The 14,299-nt window shown below is 37.4% G+C and carries 13 protein-coding genes; 6 read left to right on the top strand and 7 right to left on the bottom strand.

All coding sequences use genetic code 11. The features are described from left to right. The first annotated feature begins 9 nt into the window (after positions 1-9). A complete protein-coding gene (locus tag EGI31_RS16345) occupies positions 10-714 on the top strand; it encodes a 5-oxoprolinase subunit PxpA (RefSeq protein WP_255038224.1) in 705 nt (234 codons plus the stop codon). On the opposite strand, the gene EGI31_RS16340 is transcribed toward EGI31_RS16345, so the two are convergent. Genes EGI31_RS16340 through EGI31_RS16330 form a run of 3 tightly spaced genes read right to left on the bottom strand, consistent with a single transcriptional unit; the run spans position 715 to position 6,199 of the window. After that, a complete protein-coding gene (locus EGI31_RS16340; protein ID WP_255038223.1) occupies positions 715-2,016 on the bottom strand; it encodes a TolC family protein in 1,302 nt (433 codons plus the stop codon). It lies immediately after the preceding gene. An 8-nt stretch (positions 2,017-2,024) separates the two neighbouring features. Further along, positions 2,025-5,111 (bottom strand): efflux RND transporter permease subunit, encoded by a 3,087-nt coding sequence (locus EGI31_RS16335; RefSeq protein ID WP_255038222.1) that lies wholly within the window; start codon positions 5,109-5,111, stop codon positions 2,025-2,027. 2 nt (positions 5,112-5,113) lie between these two features. After that, positions 5,114-6,199 carry an efflux RND transporter periplasmic adaptor subunit gene (locus EGI31_RS16330; RefSeq protein WP_255038221.1) on the bottom strand — a complete coding sequence of 362 codons (1,086 nt, stop codon included), beginning with the start codon at positions 6,197-6,199 and terminating at the stop codon, positions 5,114-5,116. Positions 6,200-6,384: 185 nt separating this feature from the next. Here EGI31_RS16330 and EGI31_RS16325 point away from each other — a divergent pair, with 185 nt between their 5' ends. Further along, positions 6,385-7,548, top strand: coding sequence for an NRAMP family divalent metal transporter (locus EGI31_RS16325; protein ID WP_255038220.1), 1,164 nt, complete (start codon positions 6,385-6,387; stop codon positions 7,546-7,548). A gap of 72 nt (positions 7,549-7,620) precedes the next feature. Further along, a complete protein-coding gene (locus tag EGI31_RS16320) occupies positions 7,621-7,749 on the top strand; it encodes a hypothetical protein (protein ID WP_255038219.1) in 129 nt (42 codons plus the stop codon). 12 nt (positions 7,750-7,761) lie between these two features. Here the strand turns inward: EGI31_RS16320 and EGI31_RS16315 are convergent, their stop codons facing one another. From EGI31_RS16315 to rpsT, 3 genes are all read right to left on the bottom strand, one after another. Beyond that, complete coding sequence (locus EGI31_RS16315) at positions 7,762-8,040, bottom strand: rhodanese-like domain-containing protein (RefSeq protein WP_255038218.1); 279 nt, start codon at positions 8,038-8,040, stop codon at positions 7,762-7,764. Then, positions 8,041-8,736, bottom strand: coding sequence for a RadC family protein (gene radC / locus EGI31_RS16310; RefSeq protein ID WP_255038217.1), 696 nt, complete (start codon positions 8,734-8,736; stop codon positions 8,041-8,043). A gap of 86 nt (positions 8,737-8,822) precedes the next feature. Beyond that, positions 8,823-9,080 (bottom strand): 30S ribosomal protein S20, encoded by a 258-nt coding sequence (rpsT, locus tag EGI31_RS16305; RefSeq protein WP_255038216.1) that lies wholly within the window; start codon positions 9,078-9,080, stop codon positions 8,823-8,825. Between the two features lie 203 nt (positions 9,081-9,283). On the opposite strand from rpsT, the gene EGI31_RS16300 reads away from it, so the two are divergent. Genes EGI31_RS16300 through EGI31_RS16290 form a run of 3 tightly spaced genes read left to right on the top strand, consistent with a single transcriptional unit; the run spans position 9,284 to position 12,136 of the window. Next, positions 9,284-10,156, top strand: a complete 873-nt coding sequence (locus EGI31_RS16300) for a glycerophosphodiester phosphodiesterase family protein (protein WP_255038215.1) — start codon at positions 9,284-9,286, stop codon at positions 10,154-10,156. A gap of 3 nt (positions 10,157-10,159) precedes the next feature. Continuing rightward, positions 10,160-11,506, top strand: a complete 1,347-nt coding sequence (locus EGI31_RS16295; RefSeq protein WP_255038214.1) for an amidohydrolase — start codon at positions 10,160-10,162, stop codon at positions 11,504-11,506. Beyond that, positions 11,507-12,136: an L-threonylcarbamoyladenylate synthase gene (locus EGI31_RS16290; RefSeq protein WP_255038213.1), complete on the top strand. Its 630-nt coding sequence runs from the start codon at positions 11,507-11,509 to the stop codon at positions 12,134-12,136. Here EGI31_RS16290 and EGI31_RS16285 read toward each other — a convergent pair. Next, positions 12,133-14,259 carry a Tex family protein gene (locus EGI31_RS16285; RefSeq protein WP_255038212.1) on the bottom strand — a complete coding sequence of 709 codons (2,127 nt, stop codon included), beginning with the start codon at positions 14,257-14,259 and terminating at the stop codon, positions 12,133-12,135. The two genes, EGI31_RS16290 and EGI31_RS16285, sit on opposite strands and share 4 nt — an antisense overlap. Positions 14,260-14,299: the final 40 nt, after the last annotated feature.

The raw sequence follows: 14,299 nt of genomic DNA, 5'->3' as shown, positions 1-14,299 counted from the left end.
AACTGCGATATGGGGGAATCACTCGATTTTCTCTTTTCAGGGCATGATGAGGCACTAATGGCTTTCATTAATTCAGTCAATATTGCCTGTGGGTTTCATGCTGGAAGTCAAGAGATTATGGAGAGGACCATAGAAAATGCCCACAAATATGATTTAAATATTGGAGCTCATCCTGGTTTTGATGATAAACCAAATTTCGGAAGAAACGAAATGGAATTATCTTTCGCTGAGGTTAAGGAACTAGTAAGTGCTCAGTTACTTATTATTGATAAAGTATTGAAAGCGAAAGGAATAAAGATGAATCATGTGAAGCCTCATGGTGCTTTGTATAATATGTCTGCAAAAAACACGGAATATGCCCGAGCAATTGCCGAAGCCGTTTATGAGTTTGATAATGACCTAATTCTATTTGGTTTGTCTGGTAGTGTAAGCATCTCTGAAGCCCAAAAAAAGGGATTAAAAACTTATGCAGAGTGTTTTGCAGATAGGTCATACCAGTCCGATGGTTCATTAGCAAATAGGAGTTTGCCAAATGCTTTAAAATCAGATATAGAAGACATAAAAAAACAGACCCACTCACTCGTGAATGGGTCTGCTATTAATACTTTAGATGGTAGGTTAATCGAACTTCAGTGTGATACTATTTGTATTCATAGTGATACGCCTAATGCAATAGAATTCGCTAAAGCCATTTACGATGTCGTAAATTCTTGATTATTTCATTAACTGACCGCTAATGGTCAACAGTTCAAGTTGAGATATTTTAACATTGAACTGAGCACTTACCAATCGATTCAAAACTGTATTGTAGCGGGTTTGGGCATCATTTATTTCTAAAATAGTTGATGAACCTAGCTTGAATTTTTCTAATGAAATAGAAAGGTTTTCTGCCGCTATTTCTTTGTTTTCTTTCTCTAACTCAAGAAGTTTTTTGTCGGTTTCGTATTGAAAATAGGAGGTAGTAAGTTGATTTTCAATCCTATTGAGTAAATCGGCCTTTTGGGCTTGGATTATTTCTCCATTGATTTTGGATGACTGAATGTTCCTATTGATCAGCTGACCATCAAAAATTCTCCAAGTGGCCGAAACACCTGCATTTAATCCAACAGATTGGTTGAAAGTTATCAAACCTGCATTGTTTGAGTTAAAATTGTATCCGAACGAGCTATTCAAGTTAATTCTTGGCTTCTTGAATGAGCTCGCTTCTTTTTGGTTTAGAAGGTTTATCTCTTCCGTTTTTTTCAAATTTAAAAATTCTGGATTCTGCAACTTGGCCTGATCTATTAGAAATGACAAATCGTACATTGGACTTGCAATCTGATCTTTTTCAACCTCAAAATCTATTTTTGGGTCCCTTCCTAGTACACCGTTTAGGCTAATTTTGGCGTTTTTTAGTTGATTACTGTTGTTGGTTAGATTTGTCAATTGCGTACTTAAGTCAGCTTTGGACTGCAAGTAGTCCAATTTTGAGCCTCTACCAATTTGCCATCTTTCTTCAGTGATTTTGAGCCTTTCTTCGTAGTATTTTATTATCTCATTTAGATATTCCTCAGTGTTTTGCAGCCTTTGAATATCGAAATAAATCTGCATAACGTTACTCAAGGTATTTTGAATAGCCAATTGCTGCTGTATTTTTGACTGCTGACCCTGGGTTTTTAGTCTTTCGTAAGCGGTTTGCATTCTTCGACCATCATAGAGTGTATACGCTAGAGCTAAATTGCTAACGGGAGACAAAGATCTACCGAAACGATTGATAACCCTACCGTCCACGAAGTTTTGATTAACTTGGTTGAAAGTCGAGTTAAAACTTGTATTCCAGTCTATGGTAGGCGTCATTCCAGCGTTGGCTTTGAATATCTGGTTTTGAGCAAGTTCTACCTGTTTTTCAGATACTTTCAGACTAAAATTGTTTTCTAAGGCATATTTCTGAGCATCTGTCAATTTTAATAAACCTTGCGACGAAGCGGTGTATCCAACGAGAACTAAAAATAGTACTTTTACGATTGATTTTTTCATAAATTATATCAAACTTCAGCCATTTCTTCGATGGCTTTCATTCTTTCAAAGTTTTTCTTTTTGCTTAAATAAATGTACATGGCAGGAATAACATAAAGTGTCAATATCAATGACATAACTAAACCGCCAATAACTACTATACCCATTGAACGTCTACTTGAACCAGCAGATCCCAAGGCCAATGCTATTGGTAATGCACCAAAGGTGGTTGCCAATGTGGTCATTAGAATTGGTCTCAAACGCAAGGTGGCCGCTTCGACTGCTGCCTTAGCTTTTGGATATCCTTTTTCTTGTAACTGATTTGCAAATTCCACAATCAAGATACCGTTTTTGGTCACTAAGCCAATCAACATAATCATTCCAATTTGGCTGAATATATTAACAGTCTGGTCAAATAACCATAGGGATAAAACAGCACCAGCGATGGCCAAAGGTACTGTAAACATGATAATTAATGGATCCACGAAGCTTTCAAACTGAGCAGCAAGAATCAAGAATACCAATATGAGGGCAAGTCCAAATGAGAATAGTGTATTAGATGAACTTTCGGCAAAGTCTCTTGAGGAACCGGTAAGAGCTGTTCGTATTTTCTCATCACCCAATTTATCTCTAATTTCGTCCATAGCTTTTATGCCGTCTGCAATAGTTTTGCCTGGAGTCAAACCTGCCGAAACAGTCGCACTCATATAACGGTCATAATGATACAACTGAGGTGGGCTGCTGTTTTCTTCTACTTTTACGATATTATCAAGCTGCACCAACTCTCCCTGACTGTTTTTTACATACATGCTCTTCAAGTCAAGAGGTTCGTTTCTGTCGCTTCTCTCAAACTGTCCAATTACTTGGTACTGCCTGCCGTTCATCGTAAAATAGCTAAACCTTTGACCAGCAAAAGCCAACTGCATAGTTTGGGCAACATCGGCCACAGCAACTCCAAGACTCTTCGATTTTTCTCTATCTATTTTGATTGAAAGCTCTGGCTTACTGAATTTCAAGTTAACATCAGATGTAGTGAAAACAGGGCTTTTCTGAACTTCCTCCATGAATCTAGGAAGGTATTCTCTTAGCTTAGCAAAGTCTGGTGCCTGTATTACATAACCTACTGGTAATCCGCCTCTTTTGTTTACAGCAATTGTTTGTTGTTGATTTACAAAAGCTCTGGCATCAGGTAATTTTTTAAGTAGGTTAGAAACTGTCTCGGCTACCTCTGCCTGTGATTTGGTTCTCTCATTTTTTGGATAAAGAGCTATTCTACTAAATCCAGTGTTAGCAGCCCCAGAACCTCCAAATGATGGTGCTGTCATGGTCATTACTCCAGCCAGCTCAGGAACAGAATCTTTCATCATTTTACCGGCTTTCTGAATGTACTTATCCATGTAGTCGTAAGAGGAGCCCTCTGGGCCGGTGAACTGTACTTGCAAAGCACTTCTGTCATCTAATGGTGCCAGTTCGGATTTTAACTCACCCCAGAAGAAGTAAACCATTCCAAAAATGACCACCATGATAGGCATTACGAGCCATTTTTTGGTTAAGAAGTTCAAAAGGCTACTTTTATAATTCGACTCCATGCCTTCAAAGAAAGGCTCTGTCATGTTATAAAACTTGGACTTTTTAATGGTCTTCCTGTTCAAATAGGCGTTTAGCATAGGCGTCAATGTGAGTGACACAAATGCCGAAATCAATACAGCACTGGAGAGTACCACACCAAATTCTCTGAAAAGCTTTCCAACAAAACCTTCCATAAAAATTACAGGTAGGAACACCGCAGCTAGCGTAATAGATGTAGAAATAACAGCAAAGAAAATCTCATTTGCACCTTTTACTGAGGCTTCTATAGGGTTCATGCCCTCTTCAATTTTCTTGAAGATATTCTCTGTAACCACAATACCATCATCAACAACCAAACCCGTGGCCAATACGATGGCCAATAGTGTTAGCACGTTTATGGAGAAACCAAAAATGTACATAATAAAGAATGTACCCACCAATGAAACTGGTATGTCAATCAAAGGACGTACGGCTACAATCCAGTCTCTAAAGAATAAGAAGATAATGATTACCACCAAAATGATAGCGATGGCCAAAGTTTCTATTACTTCTTCGACAGATTGTTTTACGAAAGTAGTATAGTCTAAAATTGTACCGAGCTTAATATCAGGCGGTAAGGTCTTTTCTATATCTGCCTTTCTTTTGTAGACTTCTTTAGCAATGTCTAGGTAATTAGCACCTGGCTGGGGCTGAACTGCAATACCACACATAGGTACACCATTCCATCGAAGGATAGTTTCTAGGTTTTCGGCACCTATTTCTGCATACCCAATGTCTCTAAACTTGATGATTCTATCTCCAACGTTTTTAACAATCATGTTGTTAAAATCGTCTGCATTTGTAAATCGTCCAACTGTTTTAACGACGAGTTCAGTATTTGTACCTTGTAACTTTCCAGAAGGTAATTCAACGTTTTCTCGGTCAAGAGCCGCCTTAACATCTTGTGTGGTTACACCCATCGAGGCCAATCTATTTGGGTCCATCCAAAGACGCATTGCGTATCTTTTGAAACCCCAAATACGTATCTCACTGACACCTTCAATTGTTTCTAATCGCGGGGAAACCACATTTTCAGCATAATCAGAAACATCCAGTATATTTCTTGTGTCGCTGTTTAGTGATAATGAGAGTATAGTTTCAGCATTGGCATCAGCTTTTCTTACCGTTGGCAAGCCATCTAAGTCCCTTGGAAGTATAAATGCAGCTTGCGAAACTTTATCCCTAACATCATTGGTGGCTTTTTCCATGTCCACATCAAGGTTGAATTCTATCGTAATATTCGAATTTCCTTGGTTTGAACTCGAACTCACAGATCTAATTCCTTCAACACTGTTTAGTGCTTTTTCGAGTGGTTCGGTGATCTGCGATTCTATGATATCCGCATTTGCACCCGGGTAGCTCGTGCCAACGTTTACAATTGGGGGGTCAATAGAAGGATATTCCCTAACACCTAGATATTGATAACCAATGAACCCAAACAATAGAATGAGTAGGTTCATTACAATCGCCAAAACTGGCCTTTTGATCGATAAGGTTGATATTGACATAATTAATTATTTTTTGTAAATACTGGACTTCCTGCCTTTATTGTCATTAATCCACTAGTTATCAGTGAGTCCCCAATATTCAGGCCACTTAAAACTTGTAAGTTATTGGCATCTCTTAATCCTGTGATTATACTAACTTCTTCTGCTTTGCCATTTCTTTTAACAAACACTTTTTTACCATCAGCCACCGGTATTACCATTTCGGTAGGAATCATTATTGACTGTGAGGTACTCAAATTCAGTAAAACTTTTATAAACATACCTGGCATCAAATTATTACCTCCATTTTGTGAAATGGCACGAACTTTTAAGGTTCTCAATGCTTCATCTACTTTAGGATCAATAGCTACAATCTTAGCCGTATACTCATTATTTGAACCGTCGGTTTGAAACTTAATTATTTTTCCAAGCTTAACCTCAGAAACATATTTTTCTGGAACTGTAAAATCTAACTTTATAGGATTTAACTGTACAATTGTAGATATGACAGTTGCAGGTGTAACATAAGCACCCAATGAAATGTTTTTTAAACCAACTTTTCCTGAAAAAGGAGCCCTGATCTCAGTTCTTTCCAATTGAACCTTTAATAAGTCTTTATCTGCTTTCAAGGTGAAAACTCTGTTTTGAGAAATCTCGTATTCTTCTCTACTTATAGCGTTGATGTCCAACAGTTTTTTCTGACGGGCCTCTATTTGATCGGCTAATTTTTCCTCCAATTCTACTTTTCTTAATTGAGCCAAAATATCGTCGTCTTTGATTTTTGCGATAAGGTAACCTTTAGGAACTACCGAGCCCTCTGGAATACTTAGTTTTACAATTTTCCCTGAAATTTCACTTTTAACCTCCACTTCTTCGTTGGCAATGGTAGTACCAGATGAAAATACAGTCTTTTGAGAATCACCTAGGCCCACAACAGTGGTAGTTACCCTCATCGGTTTCGCGTCTCCGCCTTTACCGCCCATACCTGCATTGCCTGATTTTTTATCACCTGGTTTATCGGATTTTGGTTCTGAGCTATCATTGAAGAAGAAAATTTTACCTAAAATCAAGGCTAAAATTAAGCCAGCTGCTATTAAAAGAGGACGCATAAATGTTGTCTTAAATGGTTTTTGTTACAAATAGAATGAAAAATGTTCATACATAAATCTCTAATGGATAAGGTATGTATTTTTATAGACAAAAATAAGTTATTAAGAAACTAATCACAAGGCGTATTTTTTATTTGTCATTTTTTGGTTTTATTTGATTTTTGTAAGCTTAAAATCGGCCATTTATGTTTAAAAAGTCAGGAAAAGAGATATTTGCGGCAGCTTTTTTGATGGCCACCTCCGCCATTGGTCCTGGATTTTTAACACAGACCACTGTTTTTACGGAAAAACTTCTTTATAATTTCGGATTCATCATAGTTGTCTCAATTCTAATTGACGTTGTGGCACAAGTTACAATTTGGCGAACGTTGACCTTTTCTAACCTAAAGGCTCAACAGTTGGGGAATATTTTACTTCCCGACTTAGGCAACCTTTTGGCGGTTTGTGTGGCATTTGGCGGATTAGTTTTTAATATAGGAAACTTTGCGGGAGCTGGTATGGGCATAAATGCTATGTTGGACATTCCCAACGAATGGGGCATTATCATAACCGCTGTGATAGTTTTTTATCTTTTTTACTCAAAAAACAACCTTGAAAAGCTAGATTATGTCATTAGAATATTGGGTATTCTGATGTTGGTTTTGATACTAATAATGCTTCTAAAAGCGAAGGTTGATTTCGCAAAACTCGTTGAATTTAGTGTAATACCAGAAGTTTTTGACATAAAATCAACTATTACGCTGGTTGGGGGCACAGTGGGTGGTTATATCACTTTTGCTGGTGCACAGAGACTTATGGATGCCGGAATGGTAGGAGAGAAGTACTCTGGGGAGGTCGCTAAAAGTGCATCTATCGGCATTATTTTCACAGGCGTTTTGAGGTATTTTTTGTTCATAGGTACGCTTTCAATTGTGCTTGCGGGCGTTAGCATTGATGCCAATAATCCAACTTCATCCGTATTTATGGCAACGTTTGGCAGTATTGGCAAGATACTTTTTGGCCTTATGATTTGGGCAGCTTCAATTACATCAGTTATTGGTGCTACATATACTTCCGTGGCTTTTCTGAAAGATTTTCATCCGATTTTTGAGCAAAAAAATAAAATTTTTGCTTTGATTTTTGTGCTTATATCTGTTTTGGCCATATTGATTTTTGGAAAACCCGTGAACTTATTGCTGTTTGCTGGTTACATCAATGGATTTATTTTGCCAGTTGGATTGGCCATCGTTTTACTAAGTATCCGAAATAAAAAGATTTTTAGTGGGTTTAATTATCCTGTTTTGCTCCAATTGGTAGCTTGGGTTATTGTGGTGGTTTTGGCAGGCTTTGCTGTTTACAGCTTATTTTGAATTTAATTTTATTCCAAAGTATTCCTTTAGAAATATTTTTGTCCTAAATTTGTAGAAAAAAAGAAGAATAATATGTTTGGATATCAATTTCCCACTTGGTTACCTATTTTGTTTTTTGTTGTGTTGCTTGCTGGTGCATTTGTAGTAGGCAAATGGTTGGTGAAAAACGATAGAGATTATAAAGGCATAGGAAGAAAGTAATTTTATATACTTTTACTGAAAAATCCCTTCACTCAGGTGGTATACATTTGCGGTTGGGATTTTTTTATGGATTACTCTGGCCATAATACTACTTCTCAGGCCGTTTGAACAAACAATTATAAGATTCTCTTTATTCGAAATTTCTATAAGTCGTGTCGTTATTTCGTGTGCTGGTATGTTTATTCCACCAATGTTTTGCTCCAGATATTCTTCCTTTTCTCTAATATCTATAATGATGCTATTCGGGATTTTCTGAATTTCAGATAAACCAATCTCTATGATTTCTTTCATTTAAAGCATGTTTTGGTCGGCAAAGCTGAAATATCCGTCATTTGAAAAAATAATATGGTCTGAAAGTGTCATGTCCAACAATCGTGCTCCCTCGCAAAGTTGTTTTGTGAGTTTTATATCTGCTTCACTAGGGTTGAGATTACCACTAGGATGATTGTGGCTGAGAATTATACAACTTGACAACTGCTCTACTGCATGTTTGAATATAATTTTCGGGTCAGCTATCGTGCCAGTTACTCCTCCAGTGCTTATTTGAATGATTTTGACCACTTCTTGATTCCTGTTAAGGCAAACCATCCAAAATTGCTCGTGGTCGAGATCCATCATATAGGGTTTCAGAATGTTATAGGCCTCTTTTGAGTACCTTATTCTATCTTTTTTTAGCGGGTCTGTGTCTTTTCTGCGTCGTGCCAGTTCCATGGCGGCCACTATGCTGATAGCTTTTGCCTCACCTATGCCTTTGAATTTCATCAATTCTTTTACACCCAATTTGGCGAGTTCATTAAGATTATTTCCTGTAGATTGTAGAATTAATTTAGCCAATTCTACGGCAGACATTTCTCGCGTCCCCATGCCTATTAATATTGCAATCAATTCGGCGTCAGAAAGGCTTTGCTTGCCTTTATTTAGTAGTTTTTCTCTTGGGCGGTCGTCTTCGGCCCAAGCTTTTATGCCAGATTTTATGTTGTATGACATTTATACTTCTATTTTTTAGAATAAAACTAAACAAAAAAAGGCTGACTCAAAAAAAGCCAGCCTTCAAAATAATATTTTTCTAAAAATTAAGCCGCCAAAGCATTTACATGCTTAGTCAATGAGGACTTAAGGTTAGCTGCCTTATTCTTGTGAATTACATTCTTACGAGCCAATTTATCAACCATTGAAGAAACTGCTTTCAACAATGCAGATGCCTCAACTGCATCTTTAGAAGCTCTCAATTTTCTGATAGCTGTTCTAGTAGTTTTATGTTGGTAACGATTTCTTAAACGCTTAGCTTCGTTTGATCTAATTCTCTTTAATGCTGACTTATGATTTGCCATCTGAAATATTTAATTAATTCTTATTCTCTATTTTTCTGGAGTGCAAAATTAAGAATTTATTTCGGAATGTAAAAAAATATCTAGAAAATATTCATTAAAGATTTAAATTTTAATGGATTCCTGGTTATTTGATATGCTTTTGAGAGGAATTTAACCTGATTTGGCTAAATTTGTTGCCTATATTTAATTACATTTCAATTGTTATGACAAAAAAGTTAAGTTTCATTTTGTTGTTGTTAGCGGGGTTTTCCTGCAAAGTTTCTCAAAAAAACAAAAATTATACAGCTGCACCAAATTCTATTTTTGAGTTTTTTCAATATGACAAATCTAAAAGAACTATGGTTTCGGTTCACCGTGGTGGGGGAGAACTAAAAGGTTTTCCAGAAAATTGCCTCGAATCTTTTGATTACATTTCGAAAAAAATGCCCTGTTTGATTGAGTGTGATATAGAAATGACCAAAGATTCGGTGATGGTTTTGATGCACGATAAAACCCTTGACAGGACCTCAACCGGTAAAGACTTGGTTGTAAATAACACCTTTGAAACCGTTCAAAAGTTGAAATTAAAGGATAATTTTGGTAACGTAACCAATTTCAAAATCCCGACTTTGGAAAATACCCTCAAATGGGGTAAGAATAAAGTGATTTTTACCCTCGATGTCAAGAAAACCACTCCTTACAAAAGTGTAGTTGAAATGGTAGATAAATTGGATGCAGAAAATTATGCCTTGATCATCACCTACAATGCCAATGAAGCTATTGAGGTGTATAGGTTAAATCCGAATCTGCTTATTTCGGTAAGTATAATGCAAGTATCTGATTACGAGCGTCTTCATGAAGCTGGCATTCCAGACAAAAACATGGTGGCGTTTATCGGTACCCGAGAACCCAAAACAGAACTTGTTGAATTTTTGCATAAGAAAGGTATTATGTGTATCTTGGGTGTATTAGGCAATTTAGACAAAAAAGCAGCTGCGAGAGGGAATGACTATTACAAAACATTTATCGATCAAGGCGTGGATATTTTGGCAACAGATCGCCCGGAAGCAGTAAACGAAATAATAAACAAACTATAAATAATGAAAAAACTCCTAACCCTATCTTTATTACTGGGCTTGACTCAGGTTCAAACTGTTGCTCAAACCAACATCAAACAAATAATTGAGTTGAAGGCCAAAGAAATTGAGCCAAAAGTTATCGCTTGGCGAAGAGATTTTCACGAACATCCAGAGCTTGGAAATCAGGAATTTAGAACGGCAAAAATTGTTGCTGATCATCTAAGGTCATTAGGCATCGAAGTTACAGAAAACGTAGCTTTTACGGGTGTTGTAGGTGTTCTTAAAGGTGGAAAACCCGGTCCAGTTATGCTATTGAGGGCAGATATGGATGGCTTGCCAGTTACCGAAAGAGTGGATGTTCCGTTTAAGTCTAACGTTAAAGTGACTTATAATGAGCAATCTACAGGTGTTATGCACGCTTGTGGACACGATAGCCACGTGGCCATTTTGATGGGTACAGCTTCAGTCTTGGCCGGAATGAAAGACCAAATAGCTGGAACTGTAAAATTTGTTTTTCAGCCAGCTGAAGAAGGTGTTACAGATAAAAACATAGCTTTTGGAGCGGATGGAATGATAAAGGCTGGTGTTTTGGAAAATCCTAAGGTAGATGTGGCTTTTGGATTACATATCAATTCTCAAACGCCTGTTGGAATGATTGCTTACAAACCAGGTCCGGTTATGGCGGCAGTAGACGAACTCAACATTAAAATAAAAGGAAAACAAACACACGGGGCGTATCCATGGGAAGGAATTGACCCCATTGTTACTGCTTCGCAAATAGTTATGGGTCTCCAGACTATTGTTTCGAGAAGTGTAAAGCTTACTGAGGCACCTGCTGTAGTGACTGTAGGAGCTATTCATGGAGGTATCAGACACAATATTATTCCGGAAGAGGTAAAGATGATAGGTACTATCAGAACTTTGGGAAGGGAGCAAAGGATATTGGTACATAAAAGAATAGCAGCCATAGCCAAAAGTATTGGTGAAGGTGCTGGTTGTGAGGTAGATGTGGATATAGTCAACGGTTATCCTGTAACTATTAATGATGTAGAATTAACCAACATGATGATTCCGACCTTGTACGAATCTGCCGGAAAAAGTATGGTGAAAGAAGTTCCGACAGCCATGGGAGCCGAAGATTTTAGCTATTTTCAAGAAAAAGTACCTGGATTTTTCTTCTTTTTAGGAGGTATGGATCCAAAGAAATCATCTAGTGAAGCAGCACCACACCATACACCAGACTTCTATTTAGATGAATCTGGTTTTATCGTAGGAGTTAAAACATTCTGTAATTTAATTTTCAATTATCCAGCTCTTAAAAATCCAGCTCCTGCAACAACTTCAGCTGGTAAGAAAAAAACAAAATAAATGGCCGCTGAATTAGTAGAGGTGTTTCCAGATAATCCCGATGATAGGGTTATTGACAAAATTGTAAACTGTTTAAAAAACGGTGGGGTAATTATTTATCCCACCGATACGGTTTATTCCATGGGTTGTGATTCGAGCAATGTGAAGGCAGTAGAAAAACTATGTAAACTCAAAAACATAAAGCCAAGTCAGAATAAATTCTCGATTGTTTGTAGTGATTTAAGAGATATTTCAACTTACGCCAAAGTCTCCAATGAGGCCTTTAGGCTTATGAAAAGGCTTCTTCCAGGGCCTTTTACATTCATTATGCCTTCTACAGGCGATTTGCCTAAGATTCTGCAAACCAATAGAAAAACTATCGGAATTAGAGTACCTGACCACAAGGTTCCCAATCTGATTATTCAAAAATTGGGTCATCCAATCATCACAACTTCGGTGAAAGACGACATTGACGACATTGTAGAGTATCCGAATGAAATAGAATTACTTTTTGACCAAAATCAGCACAAAGTAGACATGATAGTAGACGCTGGTTGGTGTGGAGTAATTCCGTCCACAGTAGTTGATGCTACCGAAAGTTCAAACATTCATGTACTTAGAGAAGGTTTGGGCGATTTAGGCGATATTTAAACATCTTTCATGCTTAAAGCAATTCTTTTTCTTTGAACATCCACCTCTATAACTTTCACCTTGACTTTTTGATGCACTTTTACCACCTCGTTGGGGTCTTTTATGAATCTATTCGCCATATTAGATAAATGAACTAGGCCATCTTGGTGAACGCCAATATCTACAAAACATCCGAAAGCGGTTATGTTGGTCACTATTCCTGGCAAAACCATGTTGGTAGTCAAATCCTTAATGTCATTAACATTTCCAAACTCAAAGCTTTCCAGTTGTTCTCTTGGGTCACGACCAGGCTTCTTGAGTTCATTCAGAATGTCATTGAGCGTTGGCAATCCAACTTCTTTGGTAACATATTGTTTTGGGTCAATACTTTTTTGAAGATTCTGATTTTCAATCAATTGTTTCAAAGTGGTGTTCAGGTTTTTGGCCATTTTTTCAACCAAATGATAGCTTTCTGGGTGAACTGCAGAGTTATCTAGCGGATTTTCTGCTCCATGAATCCGAAGAAATCCTGCTGCCTGTTCAAATGCCTTTTCACCGAGCCTAGGTACAAGTTTTAGCTCTTTTCTACTATTGAATTTACCATTTTTAGTTCTGTAATCAATGATGTTCTGGGCGATTGAAGGTCCAATCCCCGACACATAACTCAACAAATGTTTACTCGCTGTATTCAATTCTACACCTACCAAGTTAACGCAAGATTCTACGGTCACGTCTAAGGACTCTTTTAGGTTTTTTTGGTCCACATCGTGCTGATATTGTCCTACTCCTATAGATTTAGGATCGATTTTTACCAATTCTGCCAAAGGATCCATCAATCTTCTTCCGATAGAAACTGCTCCTCTTACCGTCAAATCTTTATTTGGAAACTCTTCCCTAGCTATATCAGAAGCTGAGTAAATCGATGCCCCTTGCTCAGAAACCACCACTGTCATCACCGATTTTCCTTTTTCAAAGCTCGACAGTGCATTTTTTACAAAACTTTCAGTCTCTCTGCTTGCAGTACCATTTCCGATGGCAATGGCCTCAATTTTATGTTTTTCAATTAATGATCTTACTATTGCAGCCGATTCTTGCTGTTTTGTTTGTGGAAAAATGACCAAATCTTCTATTAAATCACCTAATTCATTCAACACCACTGTTTTGCAACCTGTCCGAATTCCCGGGTCAATCGACAAAACCCTTTTTTGGCCCAACGGTGCTGAAAGTAGCAATTGTCGTAAATTTCCTGTAAATATCTGAATCGCCGCCAAGTCGGCTTTTTCTTTCAGCTTATTGTCAAACTCTTTCTCTAAGCTGGGTAATAGAAGTCTTTTCAGTGAAACTTCTATGGCCAAGCCGACTTGCTGTTTAGGTTCTGTAAAGCCTTGTAAATAAATTCTTTCTAGCAAATCAATCGCATAATCAAGCTCGATATCAATACTCACTTTCAAAAATCCCTCTTCTTCGCCTCTTTTTATGGCCAAATATCTGTGTGAAGGGATGCTTTTGCCTGCTTCTGAATAGTCGAAATAGTCTTTGTATTTTGCTGCTTCAGTTTCTTTTCCTTTTTTTAGTTTTGAGGTCAATATTCCGCTTTTTTCAAAGACAGTTCTTATCTTATTTCGGGCATTTATGTCTTCATTTATCCATTCTGCTATGATGTCTCTCGCTCCAGCCAGTGCTTCAGACGTATTTTTAACTTTGTCAGAAACGTACTTTTTTGCAATATTTTCTATATCTCGGTCTTTCTGGCCAAAAATAATCTTTGCAAGCGGTTCTAAACCGTTCTCAATGGCTATGGTGGCTCTGGTTTTCTTTTTTTGCTTGTATGGCAGATAAATATCTTCTAATTCGTTTACAAATAGAGCGTTCTTTAAGGATTTTTCGAGCTCAGGCGTTAGTTTTCCTTGTTCTTGGATCGATTTCAGAATGGCCTCGCGTCTTTTATCGGCTTCTATGAATTTTTCATGAAGCTTCTTTATATCTAATATTTCTACCTCGTCGAGGCTTTCCGTTACTTCTTTTCTATATCTGGCTATAAAAGGCACTGTGGCACCGTCTAGCAATAATTCTACCGTTTTTGTGATTTGAGATGATCTAAGTTTGAGTGTTTCACTCGTATATTGAATTTGTTTGGCGGTCATTCCAACTATTTGTTTTTATTTTTGGTCTTCATTACAAAAA

It is taken from the genome of Lacihabitans soyangensis (assembly GCF_024343775.1).
Classification (GTDB): domain Bacteria; phylum Bacteroidota; class Bacteroidia; order Cytophagales; family Spirosomataceae; genus Leadbetterella; species Leadbetterella soyangensis.
The sequence above is the reverse complement of the archived record's forward strand: the minus strand, read 5'-3'. Positions and strand labels throughout refer to the sequence as shown.

Bases quoted from the DNA above. Each gene is read 5' to 3' on its own strand.
- EGI31_RS16345 (WP_255038224.1), top strand. From the start codon at position 10: ATGGGGGAATCACTCGATTTTCTCTTTTCAGGGCATGATGAGGCACTA.
- EGI31_RS16340 (WP_255038223.1), bottom strand. From the start codon at position 2,016: ATGAAAAAATCAATCGTAAAAGTACTATTTTTAGTTCTCGTTGGATAC.
- EGI31_RS16335 (WP_255038222.1), bottom strand. From the start codon at position 5,111: ATGTCAATATCAACCTTATCGATCAAAAGGCCAGTTTTGGCGATTGTA.
- EGI31_RS16330 (WP_255038221.1), bottom strand. From the start codon at position 6,199: ATGCGTCCTCTTTTAATAGCAGCTGGCTTAATTTTAGCCTTGATTTTA.
- EGI31_RS16325 (WP_255038220.1), top strand. From the start codon at position 6,385: ATGTTTAAAAAGTCAGGAAAAGAGATATTTGCGGCAGCTTTTTTGATG.
- EGI31_RS16320 (WP_255038219.1), top strand. From the start codon at position 7,621: ATGTTTGGATATCAATTTCCCACTTGGTTACCTATTTTGTTTTTTGTT.
- EGI31_RS16315 (WP_255038218.1), bottom strand. From the start codon at position 8,040: ATGAAAGAAATCATAGAGATTGGTTTATCTGAAATTCAGAAAATCCCG.
- radC (WP_255038217.1), bottom strand. From the start codon at position 8,736: ATGTCATACAACATAAAATCTGGCATAAAAGCTTGGGCCGAAGACGAC.
- rpsT (WP_255038216.1), bottom strand. From the start codon at position 9,080: ATGGCAAATCATAAGTCAGCATTAAAGAGAATTAGATCAAACGAAGCT.
- EGI31_RS16300 (WP_255038215.1), top strand. From the start codon at position 9,284: ATGACAAAAAAGTTAAGTTTCATTTTGTTGTTGTTAGCGGGGTTTTCC.
- EGI31_RS16295 (WP_255038214.1), top strand. From the start codon at position 10,160: ATGAAAAAACTCCTAACCCTATCTTTATTACTGGGCTTGACTCAGGTT.
- EGI31_RS16290 (WP_255038213.1), top strand. From the start codon at position 11,507: ATGGCCGCTGAATTAGTAGAGGTGTTTCCAGATAATCCCGATGATAGG.
- EGI31_RS16285 (WP_255038212.1), bottom strand. From the start codon at position 14,259: ATGACCGCCAAACAAATTCAATATACGAGTGAAACACTCAAACTTAGA.